The 23,780-nt window shown below is 59.8% G+C and carries 22 protein-coding genes; 11 read left to right on the forward strand and 11 right to left on the reverse strand.

What is annotated here, in order from left to right; genetic code table 11:
- Nucleotides 1-137: 137 nt before the first annotated feature.
- Genes BLP65_RS02650 through BLP65_RS02660 form a run of 3 tightly spaced genes read right to left on the reverse strand, consistent with a single transcriptional unit; the run spans nucleotide 138 to nucleotide 2,142 of the window.
- Entirely contained in the window at nucleotides 138-545 is a 408-nt protein-coding gene (locus BLP65_RS02650) for a Fur family transcriptional regulator (protein ID WP_245688217.1), read from the reverse strand.
- 31 nt (nucleotides 546-576) lie between these two features.
- Complete coding sequence (gene thiO, locus BLP65_RS02655) at nucleotides 577-1,698, reverse strand: glycine oxidase ThiO (protein ID WP_092992369.1); 1,122 nt, start codon at nucleotides 1,696-1,698, stop codon at nucleotides 577-579.
- A 6-nt stretch (nucleotides 1,699-1,704) separates the two neighbouring features.
- Entirely contained in the window at nucleotides 1,705-2,142 is a 438-nt protein-coding gene (locus tag BLP65_RS02660) for a type IV pilin protein (protein ID WP_092992371.1), read from the reverse strand.
- A gap of 123 nt (nucleotides 2,143-2,265) precedes the next feature.
- Here BLP65_RS02660 and BLP65_RS02665 point away from each other — a divergent pair, with 123 nt between their 5' ends.
- The 10 genes from BLP65_RS02665 to BLP65_RS02710 all read left to right on the forward strand — a co-directional run bounded on the left by BLP65_RS02665 (nucleotide 2,266) and on the right by BLP65_RS02710 (nucleotide 13,322).
- Nucleotides 2,266-2,787, forward strand: coding sequence for a GspH/FimT family pseudopilin (locus BLP65_RS02665; protein WP_092993192.1), 522 nt, complete (start codon nucleotides 2,266-2,268; stop codon nucleotides 2,785-2,787).
- The gene (locus BLP65_RS02670; RefSeq protein ID WP_139181403.1) at nucleotides 2,781-3,482 is read left to right on the forward strand and encodes a PilW family protein; all 702 of its coding nucleotides are present in this window, start codon (nucleotides 2,781-2,783) and stop codon (nucleotides 3,480-3,482) included. The genes BLP65_RS02665 and BLP65_RS02670 overlap by 7 nt, the downstream gene beginning before the upstream one ends.
- Nucleotides 3,483-3,495: 13 nt before the next feature.
- Nucleotides 3,496-4,827: a pilus assembly PilX family protein gene (locus BLP65_RS02675; RefSeq protein WP_092992375.1), complete on the forward strand. Its 1,332-nt coding sequence runs from the start codon at nucleotides 3,496-3,498 to the stop codon at nucleotides 4,825-4,827.
- 15 nt (nucleotides 4,828-4,842) lie between these two features.
- Nucleotides 4,843-6,957: a type IV pilus modification PilV family protein gene (locus BLP65_RS02680; RefSeq protein WP_092992377.1), complete on the forward strand. Its 2,115-nt coding sequence runs from the start codon at nucleotides 4,843-4,845 to the stop codon at nucleotides 6,955-6,957.
- A 205-nt stretch (nucleotides 6,958-7,162) separates the two neighbouring features.
- On the forward strand, nucleotides 7,163-7,573 hold the full coding sequence (locus BLP65_RS02685; protein ID WP_092992379.1) for a type IV pilin protein: 411 nt from the start codon (nucleotides 7,163-7,165) through the stop codon (nucleotides 7,571-7,573).
- 5 nt (nucleotides 7,574-7,578) lie between these two features.
- Nucleotides 7,579-8,058 (forward strand): GspH/FimT family pseudopilin, encoded by a 480-nt coding sequence (locus BLP65_RS02690; RefSeq protein WP_175452411.1) that lies wholly within the window; start codon nucleotides 7,579-7,581, stop codon nucleotides 8,056-8,058.
- Nucleotides 8,042-8,605, forward strand: a complete 564-nt coding sequence (gene pilV / locus BLP65_RS02695; protein WP_092992381.1) for a type IV pilus modification protein PilV — start codon at nucleotides 8,042-8,044, stop codon at nucleotides 8,603-8,605. Before BLP65_RS02690 ends, pilV begins: the two co-directional genes overlap by 17 nt.
- Before the next feature lie 8 nt (nucleotides 8,606-8,613).
- Entirely contained in the window at nucleotides 8,614-9,651 is a 1,038-nt protein-coding gene (locus tag BLP65_RS02700; RefSeq protein WP_139181420.1) for a PilW family protein, read from the forward strand.
- Nucleotides 9,648-10,073, forward strand: a complete 426-nt coding sequence (locus tag BLP65_RS02705; RefSeq protein WP_092992385.1) for a PilX N-terminal domain-containing pilus assembly protein — start codon at nucleotides 9,648-9,650, stop codon at nucleotides 10,071-10,073. Before BLP65_RS02700 ends, BLP65_RS02705 begins: the two co-directional genes overlap by 4 nt.
- Before the next feature lie 15 nt (nucleotides 10,074-10,088).
- A complete protein-coding gene (locus tag BLP65_RS02710) occupies nucleotides 10,089-13,322 on the forward strand; it encodes a pilus assembly protein (protein WP_092992387.1) in 3,234 nt (1,077 codons plus the stop codon).
- 108 nt (nucleotides 13,323-13,430) lie between these two features.
- Here the strand turns inward: BLP65_RS02710 and ispH are convergent, their stop codons facing one another.
- From ispH to murJ, 7 genes are all read right to left on the reverse strand, one after another.
- Nucleotides 13,431-14,384: a 4-hydroxy-3-methylbut-2-enyl diphosphate reductase gene (gene ispH / locus BLP65_RS02715; RefSeq protein ID WP_092992389.1), complete on the reverse strand. Its 954-nt coding sequence runs from the start codon at nucleotides 14,382-14,384 to the stop codon at nucleotides 13,431-13,433.
- Between the two features lie 263 nt (nucleotides 14,385-14,647).
- Nucleotides 14,648-15,085 (reverse strand): FKBP-type peptidyl-prolyl cis-trans isomerase, encoded by a 438-nt coding sequence (locus tag BLP65_RS02720; RefSeq protein WP_092992391.1) that lies wholly within the window; start codon nucleotides 15,083-15,085, stop codon nucleotides 14,648-14,650.
- Nucleotides 15,082-15,546 carry a signal peptidase II gene (lspA, locus tag BLP65_RS02725; protein WP_217631885.1) on the reverse strand — a complete coding sequence of 155 codons (465 nt, stop codon included), beginning with the start codon at nucleotides 15,544-15,546 and terminating at the stop codon, nucleotides 15,082-15,084. Before lspA ends, BLP65_RS02720 begins: the two co-directional genes overlap by 4 nt.
- 171 nt (nucleotides 15,547-15,717) lie before the next feature.
- Nucleotides 15,718-18,558, reverse strand: a complete 2,841-nt coding sequence (gene ileS / locus BLP65_RS02730; RefSeq protein ID WP_092992395.1) for an isoleucine--tRNA ligase — start codon at nucleotides 18,556-18,558, stop codon at nucleotides 15,718-15,720.
- A gap of 87 nt (nucleotides 18,559-18,645) precedes the next feature.
- On the reverse strand, nucleotides 18,646-19,023 hold the full coding sequence (locus BLP65_RS02735; protein ID WP_092992397.1) for a GxxExxY protein: 378 nt from the start codon (nucleotides 19,021-19,023) through the stop codon (nucleotides 18,646-18,648).
- A 99-nt stretch (nucleotides 19,024-19,122) separates the two neighbouring features.
- On the reverse strand, nucleotides 19,123-20,055 hold the full coding sequence (ribF, locus tag BLP65_RS02740) for a bifunctional riboflavin kinase/FAD synthetase (protein ID WP_092992399.1): 933 nt from the start codon (nucleotides 20,053-20,055) through the stop codon (nucleotides 19,123-19,125).
- Between the two features lie 215 nt (nucleotides 20,056-20,270).
- Nucleotides 20,271-21,842 carry a murein biosynthesis integral membrane protein MurJ gene (gene murJ / locus BLP65_RS02745; RefSeq protein ID WP_317623048.1) on the reverse strand — a complete coding sequence of 524 codons (1,572 nt, stop codon included), beginning with the start codon at nucleotides 21,840-21,842 and terminating at the stop codon, nucleotides 20,271-20,273.
- Between the two features lie 154 nt (nucleotides 21,843-21,996).
- On the opposite strand from murJ, the gene rpsT reads away from it, so the two are divergent.
- The gene (gene rpsT / locus BLP65_RS02750) at nucleotides 21,997-22,257 is read left to right on the forward strand and encodes a 30S ribosomal protein S20 (RefSeq protein ID WP_092992401.1); all 261 of its coding nucleotides are present in this window, start codon (nucleotides 21,997-21,999) and stop codon (nucleotides 22,255-22,257) included.
- 382 nt (nucleotides 22,258-22,639) lie between these two features.
- On the opposite strand, the gene proB is transcribed toward rpsT, so the two are convergent.
- Nucleotides 22,640-23,767 (reverse strand): glutamate 5-kinase, encoded by a 1,128-nt coding sequence (gene proB / locus BLP65_RS02755; protein WP_092992403.1) that lies wholly within the window; start codon nucleotides 23,765-23,767, stop codon nucleotides 22,640-22,642.
- Nucleotides 23,768-23,780 lie beyond the last annotated feature (13 nt).

A 23,780-nucleotide genomic window follows, 5' to 3' on the forward strand; every position in this document is an offset into this window, starting at 1 on the left:
CAACGATATCCGTTGTGAGAACAGAAGGCTGGCAATGGGACTATGTCCGGGGATGAAAGCATGCCGCGACGCCAGGGAAACCCTCAACAGCGGAAGCTTGCGGGGTATTCACCGCCTGTCGGGACAACCTCCCGGAATCAGGTCTGCTCTGCGCGAACCCGAATGATGACATCAATGCCGGCCGCCACGGTCCCGGCGGGGAGTTCCGGCAAGTCATCCACCTGAATCGACCCGGGCGGCACGTCCGTCAACTCACCGGTATCGATATTGTAGAAATGGTGATGCTTTCCGACGTTGGAGTCGTAGAACATCTTGGTGGGGTCGACGATAATCTGCCGCACCAGCCCCTTGCGGCTAAAGAGGTTGAGAGTGTTATAGATGGTGGCTTTGGAGACACGGGGCCGTCCGCCGTTTACCAGCTCCATCACCTGTTCCGCTGAAACGTGGCGTGGCTGGGAAAACAGGTATTGGGCAATTTCCACCCGCTGCTGCGTGGGTGTAATCCCGTGCTCCCGCAATTTGATGGTGGCAGCTTGTCGATCCATGGTTTCCATAACTCGATTATAGGATAGGGTCTTAGACAAAGTCCATGCCCCCGTGAGCGGAGGCACCGGTGGTACCCGGGAGATACGGTGCAGGGTCGATGATAGGCTCCCGTCTCAGCATCAGGTCCGACAGCAACCGTGCCGATGCCAGCCCCATGACCACCCCGTTTCGGAACTGTCCCGCGTTCACATACAGACCGCGGATTTGAGGATGCTCCCCTATAAAGGGGACTCCCGTAGGTGAGCCCGGTCGCAAACCGGCCCATTGCGTCTCCACCGGAACGTTCCGAAGCCGGGGGAGAATGCCGAACGCGGCCGTCTTGAGCTCCTCGAGTGCCGCCTTCGTAGTCACCTTCTCGAATCCGGTCCTCTCCAGTGTACTGCCCACCAGCACCCGGCCGTCCCGGCGCGGTATCAGGTAGCGTTCACCGGCAAGGACAATGCGGTGCAACAGGTCAGGCGGACCGTTGAAAAGCACCATCTGGCCAAGAACCGGTTCAACCGGGAGAGAAAGTCCGGTCGATTCCAACAGCCTCCCGGTCCACGCCCCGCCGGCCACAACCACGCGCGTCGTCTGCCGAATCCCGGCAGCGGTGCGAATTCCCGTGATCCTGCCGGCTTCGCTGACAAACCCCTGAACTTCGCACTGCTCCTCGAAGGCGACACCCCGCTTTTCGAGGTCCGCCCGCAGCGCCTGTAGCAGGCGCGGATTCCGGACCTGTGCCACATCGGGCATCCAGAGGCCGCTTTCGCCCTGGCCCAACTCCGGCTCACAGTTTTCGAGTCCGGCCCTGTCCAACGGTTCCAACCGGTACCCGTACCGAGACGCCCAGGCGCTCGCACGGGAGCACTCCGGTTCCGTCACATCGACCATTAGTAGCCCGTTACGGGTCCACTGCGGATCAATCCCGGTCGTATCGGAAAGCTCCCGGCAGATTCCCTCATAGCGGAGCTGACCCCAATGCGCCAGCGCCGTCACCGGCTCCGGATAGCGCCAGGGATAGAGCGGCGAGAGAATGCCCCCACCTGCCCAGGAAGACTCCCGGCCGGTAGTACCCCGCTCCATGACGGTGACCTTCGCCTCCGACCGGACCAATTCGCGGGCCGTCAGCAGCCCAATGAGACCGCCGCCTACAACCAGGATATTAAACACGGAGAGTTACTTGCCCCAACAGCCGCTGTCAGCATAAGTACCGGAGTGGTCGGGTCCGTCCTTGTTGATCGCAAAAGTGCCGCAGCTGTCACCCGTCTGCCCTCCGGTCGGCGTTGCCGTCGCGGTATAGCCGGTGGAACTGCCCGTCCCGGTGACGATATCAATATTGTAGAACCCCTCCGGACTGGTTTGACTACCTGCCACATCGGTTCCCGCAGCATCTGCACCACAGGCGCTGGTATTCTGGATGTCTTCTGCATAAAACGCGCAACTGGTTCGAAGCTTTTCTTGGGAAAGCTGTAATTCCAGCAGGGCGGCCATCGCATCGGAGCGGCGACTCTTTTGTACCGATTCCTTGTAGGTGGGGTACGCGACCATTGCCAGAATTCCAACAATCGCAACCACGATCATTATTTCAATCAGCGTAAATCCACGGTCTCTCATGTCACTCTTCTCCTCCTTGCCCCGACGAATGGTTGGGTTAACTGGGCGAACGGTCCTTTCAGGCCGATTCTCGTCTAACAAAACCTATACACTGACCGTTAGAGAAATCCAAGGCAAACAGTAATGGTCCGTCTCCCTTTCGGTTTTACCCTGATCGAACTGATGATCACAATTTCCGTGCTCGCCATTTTGATCACTCTGGGTGTTCCTTCGTTCCAGGACACGTTGGAACGCCACCGCCTCAAGGCAGCCATCGAACAGGTCTATCAGGATCTGCAGTACGCCCGTTCCGAGGCGATAAAACGGAACCAGAATATCACGGTTCAACTGAAGATCCCTGCCGGCACTGACCCTTGGTGTTACGGGCTCAGCGACGCCGGCGGCTGCGACTGCACAGCGTCTCCAGGCTGCGCCATTGATGGCGACCCGAAGAACACTACCGCCCACGATTTCCGCAACATCGCCCTGGATGGCTTCCACACCGCCGACTTCAATTTCGCCTTCGATGCGCACCGGGGCGGCGGCGCCGACCGATCCATTCGGTTGAACTCCGCCAGCGGTTATGAAACCCAAGTAGTCGTCAGCGCACTAGGGCGGGTGCGCCTCTGTTCAGACGATGACGTTATGGGATACCCGTCATGCTAGCAATGAACCCCCGCCTTCGTTCGCTGCCCGACGCCGGCTTCAGCCTGGTCGAGTTGATGATCGCCGTCACCCTCGGAATCCTGGTGATTGGCGGAGTCCTCTCGGTGTTTGCCTCCACAGTCCGCTCCAACTCCGACATGCTGAAGATCACCAAAATAGAAGAGGAGCTGGCGGCGGCGATGACCTACATGGTCCGCGATATCCGCCGGGCCGGTCACATGCCGGCGGTCTATGACCCGGCCAATGTCGGAACCGGTTTCGCCAACATCTTTGACGCCATCATCATCGCCGACACCGACGGTGACTCCCCTGCAGACGACTTCGACTGTCTGCTCTACAGCTACGATGAGGACGGCGATGGCAACCTCGATGACGGTACAGAAACACCCACTGAGGATCACCCGGATGAAAGACGTGGCTTCCGTTTCGACACTACCAGCCAGGCCATTGAGGAGCGTCAGTCGGGAGCCGACTGTGTCACGGGCGGTTGGGAGAACATCACCGCCTCGAATATAGCAATCACGAACCTGCAGTTTGACCTCGTCCCGGCGTCCGTATCCCTGTCCACGGGCCAAAGCATCAATGTGCGCCGGCTCACCATCACCATCAACGGCCAGCTGGCCAACGACCCGGAGGTTGCGCGAACCCTGCAACAGACCATCCGGATCCGTAACGACAGCATCACCACTCCTTAAGGAGCAGACCGGCATGATGACATCCTTGTCTGCACAACGCGGTTACGCCACCCTGGTAGTTTCCCTCATCCTCCTGGTGGCGATCACGCTGATTACCCTCTATGGCGCCCGCACCAGCCTGATGACACAGCGGATACTCGGCAACGACAAACGCGCCACCGAATCATTCGTGGAGGCAGAGCGCGGCCTCGACGAGGGGGCCATGTTCATTAGCCGCAATATCAGGGATCTCTCCAATGCGTGGGTCACGGAGACCCGCTGGGTAAGCTGTGGTACCAGTATTGAACTCCCCTGCGGCGACGGCAGCCAAAATATTTTCGATGCCAATTTTGTCTACTATCAGGATCCGGACGACAACAGTAAGAACTATGTCGCTGAACTCTCCGACGACGAACCGCGCCGTGTCTACCTGGTGGCCCGATGCCAGGACGAGGACCCGCCAGACGGCACTTGCGACCATGTGGGTCCGGGCGCATACACAATCGATCCCGATGATCACGATGATGAAGACATGCGTGGTTCACTCATCCATACCATCGCGACCGGCACAAGCGATGATGGCACCGGCTCCGCCACCATTCGCCAGAGCCACTATATCTATCAACTCGTCGCCTCCTCTCCGGCATCTCCGCTGACGATTGATGCAGCGTCCAATGTCTCCGGCAGCTTCGAGATCGTAACCAACCCCGACGGCGGCGGCACCGGGGTGCCCGTCTCGATGTGGTCCGATCAACCGATCGACGTCGGCACCGCGATCACCACCTGTGAGGTGGGGGAATACGAATTGAACGACGGCTCCTGTCCCGGCACCACTCCGGAATCGTTGACGGCGGACGGGGATGCGGGGATCGACATCGTCGGTGAAGCCAATCCTTTTCCCGCTGACATGTTCGACTATGTATTCGGAATTCCAACGGAAGAGTACAACCAGGTCAAGGACCAGGCGACAGCCGCCGGCCACCTCCTGACCGACTGCTCAACGCTGGATACAGCGTCAAACGGCCTCTACTGGATCGAGGGTGCTTGTGACCTGAAGATCGAGATCGGTTCATCCGCCGGCCCGGTCCTCCTCGTGATAGCCGACGGGCAGCTGGATATCAATGCCGGCGCCGAAGTCTACGGGCTGGTCTACGCATTCGATGTTCCTCCCGAGGATGACGCAGGGGATATCAAACTGAACGGCGGCGCGTTGATTCGCGGCGGTTTTGTCGCCGATCGGAAGCCGACAACAAACGGGGCCATGACCATCTACTACGACGCGGACCTACTTGAAAAGCTTGTCGACAACGAGAGTCTGGCGGCCTCCGGTCGGGTGCCGGGCAGCTGGGTCGACTACCACGAATAAGATCGGGGTGATGCAATGAACAGAAGCAGAACGCACGCCGGCTTCGGCCTTATTGAAGTCCTGATTGCCCTCGTGGTGGTGGCCTTCGGCCTGCTCTCCCTGGCCAGTCTTCAGGTCGGTTTCCTGTCCGGCGGTTCGGAAGCCAAGGCACGCTCCCTGGCCCTCAACCTTGGGCAGCAGAAGCTGGACGACCTGCGCAGCTTCGAACAGCTCACCAGCGGAGGTGCCGGCACCTTTGGCTTTGACGAGATCTCCGCCGACGATGCCGGTGGCGCCGAAGATCCCGATGGAAACCTGCTGATAGCAGCGGAGAGTGTAAATCTATCGGGAATCGAGTTTGATCTCTCCTGGGCAGTGACGGACTACTACATCCCACCCGGCACTGCGACCGATGGCAGTGCGGTCGATCAGAGCCCGGTCACTACCTGGGATACGACCAACTGGGGCACGGCGCCTTCGCGCCCCGACTACAAGCTCGCTGCCGTCACCATCGAATGGACCGATAGGGACGGCACGACCCAAAGCGAAACCCTCACCGGAACCGTCACCGCCAGCAGCCCGTCCTCTTCCGGGCGGACGGTGACCCCGCCCTCCGCCGGGGTAAAACCGGAGGTCGAGTACACACCCGGCACCCGGCCGGAGATTGTCGCCGTGGATGACGGAACCAATACCCGCGAAACCACGCTGCCCGATCCGGACGTGTCGCAAAACAACGAATTCACCGTCACCCGGTTCGACGAGATTACCTACGACGACCACGACATCATGCTAAGCAGGACCAATTTCATCACCGCCAACTGCGAGTGCAACAAGGAAAGCACCGATGCCGATGCGTTTACGCCGGTGCTGCAAGCGCTCGTCGGGCTCGAGTTGGGCGCGTTGATTCAAAAACGGGTGGGCTCACGCATCAACACGGGCCAGGCGGGCCAGCAGTCAACATACTGCGAGATTTGCTGCCAGGATCACCACGACAAAACCAATCAAAAACTCTATGACCCGTTCCGGCCCGCTACGACCGATGGCAACGACAACTTTCCGACCGGAATCGATGGCGACCACAGCCATGCCTACCCGGATGCCGACGGTAATCTCCTCGCCGCCAATGCGGATAACGACGTCTACCTGGAGTCCTGCCGGTTTGCATTCATCAACGGCAACCTGAACATTTTGCAGGACTGGTACCTCGAAGACCTGACCATCCTGCAAAGCGATTGGCTTGATAATGATGTAAACTATGATGACTACTCCCAATACGTAAAGGATTTCGCCACCGCTTACATCGATGAGATCGATGGTGAGCCGACATGCAATAGCGACACCATCGCCGATTATTCCAACTATACTCGCCCCACCGTTTCCATCGATTTCGATGAGCAGCCCGACCCGCTGGACCGGACTAAAGGCACCACAACTAACTTTATCGCCCGAGGGATTTACGTCGATCGGATGGAGTCGGATCTGCTCAACGAGATCAAGTGTCTGAAAAAAGCGAACGACCCCTACCTGCATTTAATTCCATTTCATGAAGTAAACGTCACCAAGCTGGCCTCCTGGGGCGTGAGCGACCCCCTCAGCGCCAGTGTGACCAGCGAGCCCCTGGAAGATGGTGCGAGCCACAGCCGGGGTGTGCTGACAATCCCGGACGATAGCAAGGGTACATTTTCCCTGCGGGCCTCGATCGAGGAGAGTAATACCGGCTTGACGGATACCGTGCCGATTGATTGGGACGACTGGACTGAAAGAGAGGACGAAATTGAGATAAGAGTACAAACTCCCACCGACGGTGATGGCGTGACTATAGCAGGAACTGTCACCGCCGGGGGCGGGACCAGCCTTGCGCCGGGCCAAATCATTATCGAGGGTCTTGGCGAGGCATCCTGTACCCGCGACACCGACGACGCCTACGGCTGCTGGCTCGAAGGGGGCAGCGGTACTATCCGCATCTCCAACTACAGACCCCCGGATAACCAGGGTGTTGCCCTCGACAATCATGTGTGCCCGACACCGGACGTTTCTCAGAACCTTACACTTGACGACGACCAGACCGAGTACTCGGAGTTCGTGTTCGAAGGGGCTGACGCCAATCCAAGCTTCGATATTGTTATCAAGAAGTCCAACCAGTCCTGCTGATGGCAAAAGGCAAGGAAGCCTTCTTGAGATAGTAAGTTCCTGCGTTCTCAAGTTGAGAAGACAAGGAGTTCAGCAAAACCATCTGCAGTTTTCCTAACCCAGGATAGTGAACCCCTTCACGTCATCCGTTTCGGTTCGATGATATTGTCTCCGGCAGTTCCGCCGGAGGCAAGGAGGCGCGTCCGGCTGTTAAAGAGGCGCGCCCATGAAAAAGCAGTACGGCTTCACACTAATCGAATTGATGGTGGTCGTGGCGATCATCGCCATTCTGGCGGCCGTCGCCTATCCCTCCTATACCGCGCAAGTGCAGAAAGCCAAACGTTCTGCCGTACAGCAGTTCATGATGGAGATCGCGCTGGCGCAGGACCAGTTCATTCTCGACACGATGATCTATGCGGACAGCGTAGGTGACGATGGTGACGCCACGGCAGACGATCTGAACCTGACGATCCCCGCAGAAGTGGATGACAACTATGCCGTTACCATCCCCTCGGTAACGACCTCACCGCCATCCTATTTAATCCGGGCGGTACCCAAGACAGGCAGCCAGATGGCCGGGACGGCCACCTTGGAACTCGATAGCGATGGAACGAAAACTCCCGCCGACGAATGGTGACGGCCATGGTCACCCAAAGACGCGGACAGGCTGCATTCACACTTATCGAGCTGATGATAACCCTTGCGATTCTGGTTATCCTGACGACGCTCGCGGTACCGGGCTTCAATGGCTATATCAGCAATCAGCGGGTAAAGAGCGCCGCCTACGACCTGATTGCCACATTCAATTACGCCCGCAGCGAAGCGGTCAAGCGCAATGAACCGGTAACGATCTCTGCCGACGCCTCAGACTGGTCCAATGGTTGGGCGATTACCGCCGGTGGCAAAACCCTTCAGACGTACGAAGCAGATAACAGCGTCTCCATTGCGGAGAGTAATTCCCAGTTCAGCATCACTTACAAGGGCAATGGGCGCCTGTCGAACTCCACCAAACCGGCGGTCACTATCTGTGATCCGAATCTCAGCTCTTCCGTGACCAAGCGCGTCATCCATCTCGACCTGACCGGACGCCCCAATCTGAAAAAGGATGGTGCGTGTGCGTGAACGAAGGAGAGCGACCGGCTTTTCGATGATCGAGGTGCTGGTAACCGTAATTATCATTTCAGTTGGCCTGCTCGGTCTCGCCGCATTGCAATCCAAAGCACAGCAGGCAGAACTGGAGTCCTATCAGCGAACACAGGCCCTGATCCTACTCCAGGACATGGTCAATCGAATCCACGCCAATGGCGGAACCGCAGGCTGTTACGACATCACCGACGCGGCTACCGGGGCACCATTCGTAGGCACCAATGGCGATACCTTCATCTGCGATTCCTACGGCACATCGGCCACGCGAGCAGTGGCCGATGGCGACCTGGAAAGCTGGGGCAGTGCCCTGAAGGGCATGGAGGGAAGCACCGGCGGCACATTGATTGGTGCACGGGGCTGCGTCAGCTATGACTCCACCACCGATATTTACACGGTGGCGGTAGCCTGGCAGGGCCTCTCCAGTACCGTTGCACCCTCCAACACCTGTGGAACCGGCCTGTATGGCGACGAAGAGAAGCGGCGCGTGGTAACCGCGACGCTCCGCATCGCGGACCTGAAGTGAAGCAAACCATGGCAATTCCGGGAAAACTCCCCAGGCAGCAAGGGCTCTCATTGGTGGAGCTGATGGTCGCTGTAGTCATCGGACTGATGCTGCTCGCCGGGCTGCTTTCGGTCGTGACCAACAGCAGCAAGAGCTATGGAGAGCTCAACAAGACCAGTCGCCAACTGGAAAACGGGCGCTACGCGCTCGGACTCCTCGCCGATGAGATTCAACATGCCGGCTTTTACGGGGGGCATTTCAACCTGGGCAGCGCACCGGGCACTCTGCCCGATGTGTGCTCTACCACCCAAGCAGTACTGGCAAGTGCCCTACCTTTGCCGATCCAGGGGTTGGACGACCCGACAAGCCCCGGTCTCAGCTGTCTCGATGATGCCAACCACCTGGACGGAACCGACATCCTGGTGGTGCGACGCGCGTCCACCACCGCCGGGACCCTGGGGGCGCTGGAGCTCAATCGATTCTATGTGCAGGGGACCGGTGAGGGCGTGGTGTTGGAGCAGGAGAATGATGTCCATACAGTGTCGGACGACGTCGCCACCTTCAAACTCGAACGGCGTGACGATGTCGATGGATCCCTCGAACCGGCACCGGTCTATCCCTTCACAACCCACATCTATTTTGTAAGCCCCTGTAGCGAACCCTCGGGCAGTGTCTGCGACGGTAGCGCCGATGGTGGTAGCCCCATTCCCACGCTCAATCGGCTGAAACTGACCGTCGACGGCAGCGGGCCAACATGGGAACGGGAACCCCTGGTCGAGGGCATCGAGATGCTGCAGATCGATTACGGCGTGGATGACGATGGCGACGGCTCGCCCACCGGCAGTTATGTCACCAATCCGACCACTGCCGATGGATGGTCCAACGTCGTGACGGCTCGGGTCAATATCCTGGCACGCCACATCGAACCGAGCGGCGGTCATCAAGACGTCAAGATCTATACGCTCGGAGAGCACGGCACGGTCGGGCCGTTCAACGACCGCTATAAACGGCACGTCTACAGCACCACAGTCCGCGCGAGCAACCCCAGCATGCGGAGGCAGCAATGAAAACACCACGGGAAACGGGTGCGGTTCTCATCGTCAGCCTGTTGATGCTGGTCGTCCTGACGCTACTGGGCGTCTCCGCTGTCAATACCGGGGTGGTGAACCTGCGAGTGGTCGGCAACATGCAGGCGCAGACCCGCGCCGAGCTGGCAACCGAACACGCCGTCCGGGAATTCTTGAGCGATATCAGCAATTTCACAACGCCGACTTCCGAGACCATCACGGCCTCGGATGTGGCTGTCGTCGTCAGCCAACCGGTCTGTCGCCGCACGACTCCGGCCAGCGGCTATTCCGCGAGCTGGGCACTAGTGCCGGAGGACAACGAGTGGGAGTTCCGGGCAACCGTCACCGACGGCCCCGGCAATGCCAATAGCGAAATCTTGCAAGGCGTAAAGGTCCGGATGGTGGCAGATAGCTGCCCCTAACAAGGAGAAAAAAATATGAGGACCCACCTTTCAGTGCTGGCACTCGCCGCCACCCTGATAGCCGCCGGGAGTGCCATCGCCGAAGATATCGATCTCTTCCTCGAACAGCCCGAAGGCAGTGCCGACGTCCCGAATGTCCTGTTCATGCTGGACAACTCCGCCAACTGGGGTAGCACGTTAGGCGACTATCGAAAGAAGGATATACTCCACCAGGCACTGGCGGAGGTCGTGCTCGACCCGGTGACCATCGGTGCCATGAACGCCGGGATAATGACCTACACCCCGAACAGTTCAGGAGGCATGATTTCCTCCGCCGTAGGTCCGATAGACTCCGCAAAACAAGCGGAGTTCGCCGAAAAGATACTGCTGCCTCAGCAGTGGGAGACAGGGATAGCGGTAGCTGAAGGGGAGTATGTGATCCCGAGTCTGTCGAGCGGGTTCAACGGCCACATTTATCAAATCGCTTCGGTGGGCGAGAGTCCGATTACAGGCTCTTCGGAACCGGGGTGGCCCACCGATGGTACCTCCTTCACCGATGACAACGAGGTGACCTACACCGATTTGGGCCAGCTCGTCGATGTCGACAAGACGATTATCGACACAGACATAGCGGCCATTCCCAAGTCCAGTAGTGCCCCCTATGCACTCTCGCTCCACGAGGCCTATCTCTATTACGCGGGCAGTGCGCCGTTACACGGCATCGAGGACGGGAACGACTATGACACTACGGCATTGGACGGAAGCGTTTACGCCAGTCCCTCTGCCACCAGCTGCGCCAGAAACTTCGTTATTCTCATTGGTAACGGCAGCCCCGACAATGGAGAGAACAAAGAAGCGGAAAACGAACTGACCGATCTCGATGGCAAGCTGCAGAGCGATCCCATCGGCCTGACTCCCAGCAACTATGAGGCGAACTGGGCCGACGAATATGCCCGCTTCATGCGCTCGGCGGATGTCAGCAGTAAAGACGACAAGCAGGGCATCACCACCTTTGTCATCGACGTGGTCGATCCGGACGAGGTCAAGACGAAGCCCGACAAGGCAGAGCGCTCGTTCCTGAAAAGTATCGCCAACCAGGGTGGGGGACGTTACTTCCAGGCAAAGAGCGTCGAAGAGGTAAAGGTTGCGATTCTTGAGATCCTGCGTGAAATCGCTGCGGTCAACAGTGCCTTCGCATCTACCACCCTGCCGGTCAGCGTCAATGTGCGCGGCACCAACCTCAATCAGGTCTACATGGGTGTATTCCGTCCCGATGATTTGGCCCTTCCGTACTGGGTAGGCAACCTGAAACTTTACAAGCTGGCCCTAGACCCCGATACCGAGTCCCTCTACCTCGCGGACAAAAACGGAGATCCCGCCGAAAGTCCCACCACCGGGTTCATCGTCAGCGATGCGGTAAGCTACTGGACCAGTCCGTCGACCTTCTGGGACTTCCATTTGGAATACGACGACTCCGACTCCCCGGATGGCGAGATCGTGGAGAAAGGGGCCGTAGCCCAGAATCTCCGCGACCCCACCTCGAGCCCCGCCGACCGCAAGCTGTATACCTGTATCGGCTGCGGTACCGGCGATGCGCTGTCGGATGCGGGCTCGATATTTGCAGACACGAATACCGCCATTACCCAGGCGGCGCTCGGGGCGGCCGATGCCACGGAACGCAACAACATCATCAATTGGGTCCGGGGCTTTGACCTGCAGAACGAGAACAGCAACGGAGATGCCACCACAGCGCGTCCCTCCATCCATGGCGACGTGCTCCACTCCCGCCCCGCGGTGATCAATTACAACCGCAATGATCCCGCGGACGAAGAGGACATCATCGCCTTCTACGGCGCCAATGACGGTATCTTCCGCGCAGTCTACGGGGGAAAGGATGGTGAGACGAAAGACGGGGACGAGATATGGGGGTTCATCCCGGAGGAATTCTTCCCCAAGCTGAAGACGCTCTACGACAACGGACCCGCCATTACGGCAGACGGCGGGGCCAAGCCCTACTTTGCCGACGGCAACATCGGCGTCTATCAGGACACCGGTGGCGACGGCGTTATTCATACTGGGGACAAGGTCCACCTGTTCATCAGCATGCGCCGGGGTGGCCGGCTGATCTACGCCCTGGACGTGAGCAACCCGGTAGATCCCAAGCTGCTGTGGAAGAGAGACAACAACGATACCGGCTGGGGTGAACTGGGGCAGACCTGGTCGGAGCCAAAGGTATCAACTCTGAACATCGGCGGCACACCGACCACGGTACTCATAATGGGTGCCGGTTACGATGCCGCCTTCGACGATGCCCTGCCGCGGAGTGGTGCTGCGACCATGGGCCGCGGTATCCTCGTGGTCGATGCGAGCAACGGCGAGGTCATCTGGCAGGCGGGCGCCGAACCCGCCGGGGCGGCTCACAACGAAACCGTCACCGGGATGACCTATCCGATCCCCTCCAATGTCACCGTCATCGACCGCAACCGCGACGGCTTCGATGATCGCGTCTACGTGGGCGATACCGGTGGTCAGGTATGGAAACTGGACATCAGTGACAGCGTTACATCGAACTGGACCGTTAACAGACTGGCTTCCATTGCCGATCATAGCGTGGCAAGCGGCGACCGGAAGTTCCTCTACGCACCGGATGTGGTTTATGCCGACGGATACGACGCGATCCTGATTGGCTCCGGCGATCGGGAACATCCGCTGGATACCACGGTGGAGAACCGCTTCTACATGTTCAAGGATACGCTCCCTGATGTTGACTGGACGGCTATCACGGAAGCAGAGATGTACAATGCCACGGCTAACCTGATCCAGGAAGGCGACACCGACGCAGAAACCAGCCTTCTAAGTGCCGCACGTGGCTGGTTCATCAAGCTGGAGGACCCGGGCGAAAAGGTCGTGACCAGCGCGGTAACGCTGTCGGGCAGTACGTTCTTCAACACCAATGCGCCGAACAGCAGCAGCGATGAAGAAGTCCAAAACAGTTGCGTCTCCGGTCTGGGCAGGGCGCGCAACTATATCGTCAATTTTGAGGATGCCACGGCGACCACGAACCTGGACGGTGTCGCCGGTCTGACCAAAAGCGACCGTTCCAATAAGGTGGTCGGCGGCGGGTTCCCGCCATCCCCGGTGCCGGTCATTGTCGAGATCGACGGCAAGAAGTATCAGGCGGTCGTCTCCGGCACCAAGGTACTGACGCCGCCCAACGTGCAGCTGGAACGCCGTGAACCGGTTTACTGGTACCGCCCAGGGACTGACTAGGTAACAAGCCCATAGACGCGGCTCCGGGCCCTGAAAGATCACAAAGGCGCCCGAGGGCGCCTTTTCTTTGCAAGATATCGACCTCCCGGGCCGCCGGGGATGCAGGGGCTATCCTATTGGCCCCTTGTATGCCCCTTCGAGTTCCCGGGGCAGCCTGAATACCATGTTCTCCTCGCGGCCCTGCATATGCCGGACTTCGGCACCCGAACGCTGCAGTCGTTCGATGACGCCGTCCACCAGGACCTTCGGAGCAGAGGCTCCTGCGGTGATACCGACTACCTGTACGCCTTCCAGCCACTCGTCGCGGATGTCTTCGGCGTTGTCGATAAGATAGGCGGGAGTTCCGCGACGTTCGGCCACTTCGCGCAGGCGGTTGGAGTTGGAACTGTTCGGCGAGCCGACTACCAGAACGACGTCGCTTTCATCCGCCAGTTGCTTGACCGCATCCTGACGGTTCTGGGTGGCGTAGCAGATATCCTCTTTTTTCGCGCCGGCAATGTTGGGAAAGCGCTGCCGCAGGGCATCGATCACCACCCGTGCATCATCCATGGAGAGGGTGGTCTGAGTGACGAAACCGAGGTGTTCGGGATCCTTGATCTCGAGATATTTCACGTCCTCCGGGCTCTCGACCCGATAGATGCCCCCGCCGTTCGCGGCATCATATTGTCCCATGGTGCCCTCCACCTCGGGATGCCCCTCGTGACCGATCAAAACGACTTCGTGGCCCGCCCTGGCATGGCGCATCACCTCGAGGTGGACCTTGGTCACCAGAGGGCAGGTGGCGTCAAAAACACGCAAACCCCGCTGCCTGGCCTCCTCCTGGACACGACGCGGCACGCCGTGGGCGCTGAAAACGACGGTCGCGTCGTCCGGCACATCATCGAGCTCTTCAACAAACACCGCGCCCAGGGCCCGCAACCGCTCCACGACAAACCGGTTATGCACCACCTCGTGGCGGACGTAGATCGGGGGCTCGAACAGCTCGATGACCCGTTCAACGATATCGATGGCCCGATCCACGCCGGCACAGAAGCCTCGGGGATTGGCTAAAAGGATTTGCATGGCTGTTCCTCCTCGGATATCGCAGTCCGTTTTCAAAGAAGGCCGGGGTTCTTGAGGTGGAACCACGGGGCTACAGTGTGTTCACGGGAGGAGGAGAAAGGCTCTCCTCTGGCTCCGCGTAGCTTTCGAACTGCAATTGTAGCGTTGGGGGCACCCTTCAGGTGCACCGCACTCCGGTCGACTGCAGCGGTGCATTTGAAGGGTGCACCTACGAGAGCCTTTGAGGAATGCACTTACTAGTCAGAGATCGAGTGCGCGGACGCCTATTCGACCGCAAGGACCTCCACTTCGAACTGGAGGGTGTGTCCGGCCAGGGGGTGATTGAAATCGATCTGCACCGATTCATCATCCGCCTCCAGCACCATCCCCGGCACCTCCTCACCGGAGGGAGAGGTGAAACCGATGACGGTGCCCCGCGTAAGCGGCAACTCCTCGGGAAAGTCTTCCCTCGGCATGGGGTGGACATTATCAGTGTCGCGATACCCGAAGCCCTGTTCCGGAGTGACCAGGAGAGTAGCGCTCTCCCCCGCCCTCATTCCCGTCATCATCGACTCCAGCCCGGCGATCAGGGTTCCGTCACCTACCGTGAATTCCAGCGGCTCATCGCCACTTTCGTCGGCAACGGTCCCGTCCTCCAACACCATCCGGTAGCGCAGCGTTACCCGTGAACCGGAAGCAATGGCCTTGTTGACTTCACTCATGTCCGTCGGTGTCCCCGAAAGCTGTCGATGACCAGCATCACCGCGCCAATGCTGATGGCGGCATCGGCGATATTGAAGGCGGGCCAGTGCCAGCGGCCGTAGTAGACGTCGATGAAGTCGACGACATAGCCCAGCATAACCCGATCCCAGACGTTGCCCAATGCGCCGCCGAGGATCAGTGCAAGCGCCACCGCCAACCACGTCTGCCCCGCTTCGAGCTTTCGTATCCAGCCGATGATGAAGGCGCTGATAACCAGGGCCAGACCGGTAAAGAACCAGCGCTGCCAACCACCCGCATTGCTCAAAAAGCTGAAAGCCGCCCCGGTATTATGCATCAGGGTCAGATTCAGCATAGGGATCAGCGATACCGGCTGGTGCAGTTCCAGGGAATGGCTGGCCAACAGCTTGGTCCCCTGATCCAGAACCACAATCACTACCGACAACCAGAGCCACTTCAACATGGTTTTTTTACCACAGAGTACACAGAGCATATTTTCCATAAGAGACCGCGGGCAGCCGATTGCTCGGCTGCCGAGCGCACCTCTGTATTTTTGCCGAACGGCTCTTTCCTACGAGGCATTGCTCCCCTCTGGGTTCTCTGTGCCCTCTGTGGTTTCATTTGTGTTCGGCAGTTAGGCAAAGCGTCGCTCTTCGCCGCTGCCGGCCACGTTTTCCACACAGCGTCCGCACAGCTCCGGGTGCTCTTCGTGGCTCCCGACGTCTTCGCGATGGTGCCAGCAGCGAACGCACTTGTCGTGCTCCGACGGGGCCACGGCTACCCAGATCTCATCGTTATTGGATAGTGTGTAGTGGGCGCCCTCTTCCGGAGGGGATTCGGCCTCGTGCAGCCGTGCATAGGAGGTGATCAGCACAAAGCGCAGTTCATCGCCAAGCCGTGCCAGTTTGTCGTGGATTTCACGGCCGCAGTAGAGGTCCACTTCGGCATCCAGCGAACTGCCGATACCACCCGCCACGCGCAACTGCTCCAGCTCCTTGCTGACCGCCTCCCGCACCTCCAGCACTTCGCCCCAGAACCCCAGGTCCATGCCGCCGAGGTCGCCCAGCTCGGGGAATTCGTGCCAGGTGGAGAGAAAGATCGAATCGGCCCGTTCACCCGGGATCTGTTTCCAGATCTCCTCGGCGGTGAAGCTCAGGATCGGTGCCAGCCAGCGGGAGAGCGCCTCGACTACGTGGTAGAGCGCCGTCTGTGCCGAGCGTCTAGCGAGACTGTCGGGCTGGGTGGTGTACTGCCGATCCTTGATGATATCCAGGTAGAAGGACCCCATGTCGATCGCGCAGAAGTTGTGCACCTTCTGGTAGATCTGATGGAATTCGTAACCATCGTAGGCCCGGATGAGTTCCTCCTGGAGCCTTTCCGTACGCAGTACCGCCCAGCGATCCAGCGGCAGCATATCGGGACCGGCCACCCGGTGTTGTGCGGGATCGAAACCGGCCAGATTGGCCAGCAGGAAACGGGCGGTATTGCGGATGCGGCGATAGGCGTCGGCGGTCCTTTTGAGGATCTCGTCGGACACCGCCATCTCTGCCCGGTAATCGGCCGAGGCGACCCAGAGGCGCAGGATGTCGGCGCCCAGTGTGCCCACCACCTTTTGCGGTGCGACTACGTTGCCCTTGGACTTGGACATCTTCTGGCCCTTGGCGTCCACGGTAAAGCCGTGAGTGAGCACTGACTTGTAGGGTGCCTGCCCCTTGGTGGCTACTGAGGTGAGCAGGGAGGACTGGAACCAGCCGCGGTGCTGGTCGGAGCCCTCCAGATAGAGATCCGCCGGCGCATGCAGCTCTTCGCGCCGGTCGAGCACGCAGGCGTGGGTCACGCCGGAGTCGAACCAGACATCCAGCGTGTCGGTCACCTTGTCATAGTCGGTGGCGGAGTCTCCAAGCAGCTCCGCCGGCTCCAGATCGAACCAGGCGTCGATTCCGCCCTGCTCCACCTTCTCAGCCACCTTCGCGATCAGTTGCGGAGTCTCGGGGTGCAGCTCGCCCGTGCTCTTGTGGACGAACAGGGCGATGGGAACACCCCAGGTGCGCTGACGGGAGACGCACCAGTCGGGGCGACTCTCCACCATGCCCTTGATGCGTGCCTCGCCCCAGTCCGGCATCCAGTTGGTCTTTTTGATCTCGCCCAACGCCGCTTCCCGAAGCTTTTCCTGCCCCATACTGATAAACCACTGCGGTGTCGCCCGGAAGATGATCGGGATCTTGTGACGCCAGCAGTGCGGGTAGCTGTGTCGCAGGCGCTTGGCATGGACCAGCTTGCCTTCGGTCTTGAGCACTTCGATGACGTGATCGTTTGCCTTCAGCACGAACTTGCCGGCAAACAGGGGCGTGTCGGGCAGGAATTTACCGTCACCGCCCACGGGGTTGTCGACCGGCAGGTGGTACTTCAGGCCAACGACATAGTCCTCCTGCCCGTGACCGGGGGCCGTGTGCACAGCACCGGTGCCGGCCTCCAGGGTGACGTGCTCACCGAGGATGATCGGTACTTCGCGGTCATAGAAGGGGTGTCGGAGCTTCAGCCCTTCCAGGTCCGAGCCGCGGCAGTAGGCGATCACCCGGTACTGGTCGACATCCCAGCGGCCCATGACATCCTTCAGCATCGCCTCGGCTACCAGCAACCGCTCCGGACCGTGTTCGTGCACGCCGTCGCACTGCACCACGGCATATTCAAGTTCGGGGTTGAGGGCCACCGCCTGGTTGGCCGGAAGGGTCCACGGCGTGGTGGTCCAGATCACCACCGAAAGCGGACCTTCGCCGTGATGATTCTCCACGTGACGGCAGCGTTCGATGAACAGACCCTCGTCCATTACCTCAAAGCGCACATCGATGGCTGGCGAGGTCTTGTCCTCGTACTCCACCTCGGCCTCGGCCAGCGCCGAGCCGCAATCGGTGCACCAGTGCACCGGCTTGAAGCCCTTGTGCAGGTGCCCGTTCTCGATGATCCGCCCCAGGGTGCGGATGATATCCGCCTCGAAGCGGTAGTCCATTGTCAGATAGGGATTATCCCAGTCGCCGAATACGCCCAGGCGCTTGAAGTCCCGGCGCTGGCCATCCACCTGCACCGCGGCATATTCACGGCACTTGCTGCGAAACTCGTGGGTTTTCACCGTCACACCCGGCTTGCCGATGGAGCGCTCCACCTGCAGCTCGATGGGGAGGCCGTGGCAATCCCATCCCGGAATATAGGGTGCGTCATACCCGGAGAGGGTCTTGGCCTTGACGATAATATCCTTCAGGACCTTGTTGACCGCATGGCCAATGTGAATGTCCCCGTTGGCGTAGGGAGGGCCGTCGTGCAGGATGAACTTCTCCCGCCCGGCGCAGGCCTTTCGAATCTGCCCGTAGAGGTCCTTGCCCTCCCAGGCGGCCAACCAGTCCGGCTCACGCTTGGCCAGATTGCCGCGCATGGGGAAATCCGTTTTCGGAAGATTCAGCGTATTCTTGTAATCAGCCATTCTAATGTTCACCGCAGAGGCGCTGAGAATAATTTGGATTAACCGCAAAGGCGCAAAGATCGCAAAGGAAAAACCTCCACGTCGTTGTCACATCCCGTTTGCGACTCTTTTTATGCCGTCTTTCATCAATCGTACGTTGAAATTCAGTAACAAGCCCAAGCGGTAATCGCTGAGCTTGAGGTAAGTCAGCAGCTGTGCCGTGTGGATTGGCTCCAAACGGTCCACTGCTTTCAGCTCAACCGCCAGCGCGTCTCCAACAACCATGTCCAACCGGTACCCTGACGCTAACCGTTGGCCTTTATAGGTTACGGGCAGCGACACCTGACGGGCAAACGGAAGCCCCCGGATGCTTAACTCATGGCATAAGCTGCTTTCGTAAGCGGACTCTAATAAACCCGGTCCCAAATGTCGGTGCACTTCGATTGCACTATCGACGATTTCCTTCGCCAGTCGGTTTACCTCCATCGCACACTTCGTCGCATTCCCAAGCCCTCCTTTGCGCTCTTGCGTCTTCGCCTACATGGATGTAGGTAAGGGGCGTGAGCAGGAGCGGAAGCTTTGCGGTTAAATCCTTTTCTCGAAAAACCTCCGGGCCTCGCTGGAGTCCTTTTCGATTTGCTGCTTCAGGGCCTCAAACGACTCGAAGCGCTTTTCGGGTCGAATGCGCTTCAGAAAATCCACCTGCACATGCCGGCCGTAAAGATCGCCGGAGAAGTCGAACAGGTGCACTTCCAGCAGGGAACGGGTGCCGTCCACGGTCGGCCGTTTGCCGACGTTGGCCACGCCGGGCAGCGGCTCGCCCTTGACCCCGAACATCTCCACGGCGAAGACCCCGTCCACCGGCGCCACGATTCGGTGCATCCGGATATTGGCCGTGGGAAAACCGATGGAACGGCCGCGCTGGTCGCCATGCACCACCCGGCCGCACATCCGGTAAGGACGTCCCAGTAGCTGTTCTGCTATCTCCAGGTGACCGTTTTGCAGAGCCTCGCGAATACGGGTACTGCTTACCCGCTCACCGTTCAGGCTCAGGGTGTGCATGTTGACCACATCGAAGCCGTAGTCCCGGCCGGCCTTTTGCAGCATAGCAAAATCACCCTCCCGACCCGCACCAAAATGGAAATCGTCACCGACCACCAGATAGCGGACACCCAGTCCCTCCACCAGGACCTGCCGGATGAAGGCCTCCGCAGACAGCCCGGCCAGCTTGCGGTTGAACGGCAGCACCAGCATCCGGTCCACCGAATAGCGCCGCAACGCCTTCACCTTCTCCCGAAATCGGGTCAGCCTCGGCGGCGCGGATTCCGGGGCGAAATACTCCCGGGACAGCGGCTCAAAAGTGATCACCACCGTCGGCAGACACAACTCTGCCCCTTTTTCGGCCAATTGGCCAAGCACCGCCTGATGGCCCAGGTGAACGCCATCGAAATTACCGATGGTCGCCACACTGCCACGATGGCGGGGCTTGAGAGTGTGCAGACCGCGAATCAATTCCATGGACCAACGCGCCGAACGGGAAATCGGTCAGTATACCGCAAGGGAACGGGGGACGGCGATGGGTGGAAGGCGAGTGGCGAGTGGCGAGGGACGAGGGGCGAGGGGCAATGGCGAGAGTGAATTGCTAGCGGCTGTAGGTCGGGCTTTAGCCCGTCACAAACGCTAGACGGCCTGAAGGCCGACCTACAGTCTCCAGCGCCGGCCTGGTATGCGGCTCAGTGCCGGCCGAGGAGCTGTTTGGGCCGGACGCCAGCCGCTAGCAGGGCTGTGATGTAGAGGAGCGCTCCGGCGCCAATGAGGAGGGCAAGCTGACTTGAGCGGCGCCATACGTCCCACGCAATCCATTCACCCAGTGGGGGGGTGGTCCACAGAAGAAACGCCGCGAGCAGCCCGTTTGCCAGTAAAAGCTGCAGTCCGAAGCGTCCCCATTCGGGGAGGGCCCTGTAGATACCATCCTGCCGCAAGCGGCGCCACAGCATTCCGGCATTCAGGAACGCGGCGCAGGCCGTGGCCAGGGCCAGACCGGCGTGAGGGCCCGGCAGCCCGGCGAACACCATCGGCACCACGAAAAGGATGTTCATGCCCATATTGGCAAACATCGCCTTCACCCCGATTCCCACCGGAGTGCGGGTATCCTGCCGCGCAAAAAAGCCGGGGGCCAGTACCTTCACCAGCATGAAGCCCACCAGACCGACGGCATAGGCCATCAGACTCAGGCGGGCCATTCGCACGTCTTCCACCAGGAATTCCCCATGCTGGAACAGCGTGGCAAGGATTGGCCCCGCCAACAGTGCCAGACCCACCGCTGCCGGCAGACCGATCAGCAACACCCAGCGCACCGCCCAGTCGAGCATCTCACCGAAGGCCTCCCGGTCGGCTTCGGCATTTTTGGAGGAGAGGCTCGGCAGGATCACGGTAGCCAGGGCAATGCCGAACACCCCCAACGGAAACTCCACCAGGCGGTCCGAGTAATAGAGCCAGGAGACACTGCCGGTTACCAGAAACGAGGCGATCACCGTGTCCAGCAGCAGATTGATCTGGGCCACCGAGGAGCCGAAGACCGCCGGCCCCATGAGCCGCAGGATGCGCCGCACGCCCTCGTGGCGCCAGTTCAGACGGGGACGGGGCAAAAGCCCCAGGCGCGCAAGCGCAGGAAGCTGGAACAGCAGCTGTACCACGCCCGCAGCAAACACGGCCCAGGCCAGGGCCATTACCGGCGGCGCGAAAAACTGCACACCCCAGTAGGCGGCAACGATAAAGATGATATTCAGCCAGACCGGCGTCACCGCCGGGATGGCGAACCGCCCATAGCTGTTGAGAATCCCGCCGGCGAGCGCCGTCAGGGAGATGAACAGCAGATAGGGAAAGGTAATGCGCAGCATCTCCGCAGCCAGCGCAAACTTTTCCGGCTCGTCCAGGAAGCCCGGTGCGAATATCCCTACGACCAGTGACGAACCCAGCATCGCCAGCAGTGTCAGGGCGAGCAATACCAGCCCAAGCACACCGGCGACACTGGCAATCAGTTCACGAACGGCTTCCTGCCCGAACCGGCTCTTGTACTCGGAGAGAACCGGCACAAACGACTGCGAAAAGGCCCCTTCGGCAAACAGCCGCCGCATGAAGTTGGGGATCTTGAAGGCGACGAAAAACGCGTCCGTTCCCGCGCCCGCCCCAAAAACAGTGGCAAACGCCACGTCCCTGACGAAGCCGAGGACTCGCGATATCAGCGTAAAGCCGCCGACAACAGCGGTGGATTTCAGAAGGGAGCGGGACATAACCTGCATCATACCGCACCCCCGCCCTGGCGGGAGTAGGAAGGGGAGGTTTCAGAAAGGATTGTTCCCCGGTGACCGAAACTCTTCTGTTGACAGGAGGCTCCCAAGAACGTATATTTTTCGCCCTTTACGAAGTGCCGAATCTGCAACGCAGGGAGTACAGACGTTGGCTAACTCAGCTCAAGCCAAAAAGCGCGCCCGCCAGGCGCTCCAGCGCCGTAACCACAACATGGCTTTTCGTTCGGCCATGCGTACCACCGTCAAATCGGTGCTGAAGGCGATTCGTGCCGGTGATAAAGAAGCCGCCGAAGCAGCCTACAAGGCAGCGGTACCGGTCATCGACAAATCCGCGGGCAAGGGCCTGATCCACGGCAATAAGGCTGCACGCCATAAAAGCCGTCTGAACGCCCGTATCCGCGCGCTCTAGGTAAATCACCGATACACGGGGTAGTTCTCCCGTGACAAAAAGCCGGCCTTTCAGGCCGGCTTTTTTATGTCTGTGGGTTTTTGACCACCGGGAATCCAGTGGTTAACCGCCGGGGACACGGGGCGCACGGGGAACGGCAGAGAGATCTGCTGCAGGCAGCGACTATCGGCTGTTTTTCGATGGGGTTCGCGGGGCTCACCCCATCCTACATTCTTGATATATCGTATTTCGATAGCCAGAAGCGACGCGTTGCCGCTGTGTGCCAGGTGAGGGAGAACTCGCTTTTTCCATCCCCAAGAATTCCCTTCAGGAGCATGATAAACCCCGTGTCCCCCGTGCTCCCCGTGGTTTCTTTTTTCTGTGAGCTCTGTGCTCTCTGTGGCTAACCCACAAGAACCAGATTATCGCGATGGATAAGCTCCGGCTCGTCGACGAAGCCGAGAGTCTCTTCAAAACGGCTGCTGGGCAATCCCCTTATCTTTCGGGTCTCTTCGGAGGAGTAGTTGACCAGGCCGCGGGCGATCTCGACCCCGTTTTCATCCTCGCAGACGACCATCTCGCCCCGGGCGAAATCCCCGACCACTTCTTTTACGCCTACCGCCAGCAGGCTTCGGCCCGACTCCCGCAGTACACGACAGGCGCCCTCATCCAAGATCAGACGACCCCGCATCTGCAGGTGACCGGCGAGCCACTGTTTGCGTGCAACCAACGGCTCCTTGTCCGGAAGCAAGAGAGTCCCGACCGAGCGGCCGCTGAAGATTTTCCCAAGAATCCCCGGTTCACGACCGGCAGCAATCACGGTCGCAGCACCGGAACGGGCTGCCAGACGAGCGGCACGCAATTTGGTCATCATGCCGCCGCGCCCCAGTGCACCGTGACCACCGCCGGCCATCTGCGTCAACTCCGGTGCATTCGCCTTGGCTTCGGAAACCAGCCCGGCATCCGGATTGCTGCGGGGATCCGTATCGAAAAGTCCTTCCTGATCCGTGAGGATCACCAGCAGCTCGGCCTCCACCAGATTGGTGACCAGGGCACCCAGGGTGTCGTTGTCGCCGAAGCGGATTTCGTCGGTCACCACGGTGTCATTCTCGTTGACGACCGGTACCACTCCGAAGCCGAGGAGCGTCTTCAGTGTGCTGCGGGCATTGAGATAGCGGCCGCGACTGGATAGATCATCATGGGTGAGAAGGACCTGCGCGGTATGCATGTCGTACTTCTGAAAATGGGATTCGTAGGCCTGAACCAGCCCCATCTGGCCGACGGCGGCCGCCGCCTGAAGTTCGTGCAGGGCGTGGGGACGCCGCTTCCAGCCCAATCGGCCCATGCCCTGGGCGACAGCCCCCGAGGAGACCAGGACCACCTCGATGCCCTGCCGGCGCAGGGCAGCCAGCTGCTCCACCCAGGTGGCGATGCCCTCGAGGTTCAGCCCCTTCCCGTCATCGGTCAGCAATGCACTGCCGATCTTGACGACCCAGCGGCGGGTTTTGGCGATTTCCTGACGATTTTTCATCGAAGGGCAAGAT

The organism is Thiohalomonas denitrificans (assembly GCF_900102855.1).
In the GTDB taxonomy this organism is placed as follows: domain Bacteria; phylum Pseudomonadota; class Gammaproteobacteria; order Thiohalomonadales; family Thiohalomonadaceae; genus Thiohalomonas; species Thiohalomonas denitrificans.

What these genes read in the sequence shown, in the direction of transcription:
- BLP65_RS02650 (WP_245688217.1), bottom strand. Translation starts at nt 545, where the DNA reads ATGGATCGACAAGCTGCCACCATCAAATTGCGGGAGCACGGGATTACA.
- BLP65_RS02660 (WP_092992371.1), bottom strand. Translation starts at nt 2,142, where the DNA reads ATGAGAGACCGTGGATTTACGCTGATTGAAATAATGATCGTGGTTGCG.
- BLP65_RS02665 (WP_092993192.1), top strand. Translation starts at nt 2,266, where the DNA reads ATGGTCCGTCTCCCTTTCGGTTTTACCCTGATCGAACTGATGATCACA.
- BLP65_RS02670 (WP_139181403.1), top strand. Translation starts at nt 2,781, where the DNA reads ATGCTAGCAATGAACCCCCGCCTTCGTTCGCTGCCCGACGCCGGCTTC.
- BLP65_RS02675 (WP_092992375.1), top strand. Translation starts at nt 3,496, where the DNA reads ATGATGACATCCTTGTCTGCACAACGCGGTTACGCCACCCTGGTAGTT.
- BLP65_RS02680 (WP_092992377.1), top strand. Translation starts at nt 4,843, where the DNA reads ATGAACAGAAGCAGAACGCACGCCGGCTTCGGCCTTATTGAAGTCCTG.
- BLP65_RS02685 (WP_092992379.1), top strand. Translation starts at nt 7,163, where the DNA reads ATGAAAAAGCAGTACGGCTTCACACTAATCGAATTGATGGTGGTCGTG.
- BLP65_RS02690 (WP_175452411.1), top strand. Translation starts at nt 7,579, where the DNA reads ATGGTCACCCAAAGACGCGGACAGGCTGCATTCACACTTATCGAGCTG.
- pilV (WP_092992381.1), top strand. Translation starts at nt 8,042, where the DNA reads ATGGTGCGTGTGCGTGAACGAAGGAGAGCGACCGGCTTTTCGATGATC.
- BLP65_RS02700 (WP_139181420.1), top strand. Translation starts at nt 8,614, where the DNA reads ATGGCAATTCCGGGAAAACTCCCCAGGCAGCAAGGGCTCTCATTGGTG.
- BLP65_RS02705 (WP_092992385.1), top strand. Translation starts at nt 9,648, where the DNA reads ATGAAAACACCACGGGAAACGGGTGCGGTTCTCATCGTCAGCCTGTTG.
- BLP65_RS02710 (WP_092992387.1), top strand. Translation starts at nt 10,089, where the DNA reads ATGAGGACCCACCTTTCAGTGCTGGCACTCGCCGCCACCCTGATAGCC.
- ispH (WP_092992389.1), bottom strand. Translation starts at nt 14,384, where the DNA reads ATGCAAATCCTTTTAGCCAATCCCCGAGGCTTCTGTGCCGGCGTGGAT.
- BLP65_RS02720 (WP_092992391.1), bottom strand. Translation starts at nt 15,085, where the DNA reads ATGAGTGAAGTCAACAAGGCCATTGCTTCCGGTTCACGGGTAACGCTG.
- lspA (WP_217631885.1), bottom strand. Translation starts at nt 15,546, where the DNA reads ATGTTGAAGTGGCTCTGGTTGTCGGTAGTGATTGTGGTTCTGGATCAG.
- ileS (WP_092992395.1), bottom strand. Translation starts at nt 18,558, where the DNA reads ATGGCTGATTACAAGAATACGCTGAATCTTCCGAAAACGGATTTCCCC.
- BLP65_RS02735 (WP_092992397.1), bottom strand. Translation starts at nt 19,023, where the DNA reads ATGGAGGTAAACCGACTGGCGAAGGAAATCGTCGATAGTGCAATCGAA.
- ribF (WP_092992399.1), bottom strand. Translation starts at nt 20,055, where the DNA reads ATGGAATTGATTCGCGGTCTGCACACTCTCAAGCCCCGCCATCGTGGC.
- murJ (WP_317623048.1), bottom strand. Translation starts at nt 21,842, where the DNA reads ATGATGCAGGTTATGTCCCGCTCCCTTCTGAAATCCACCGCTGTTGTC.
- proB (WP_092992403.1), bottom strand. Translation starts at nt 23,767, where the DNA reads ATGAAAAATCGTCAGGAAATCGCCAAAACCCGCCGCTGGGTCGTCAAG.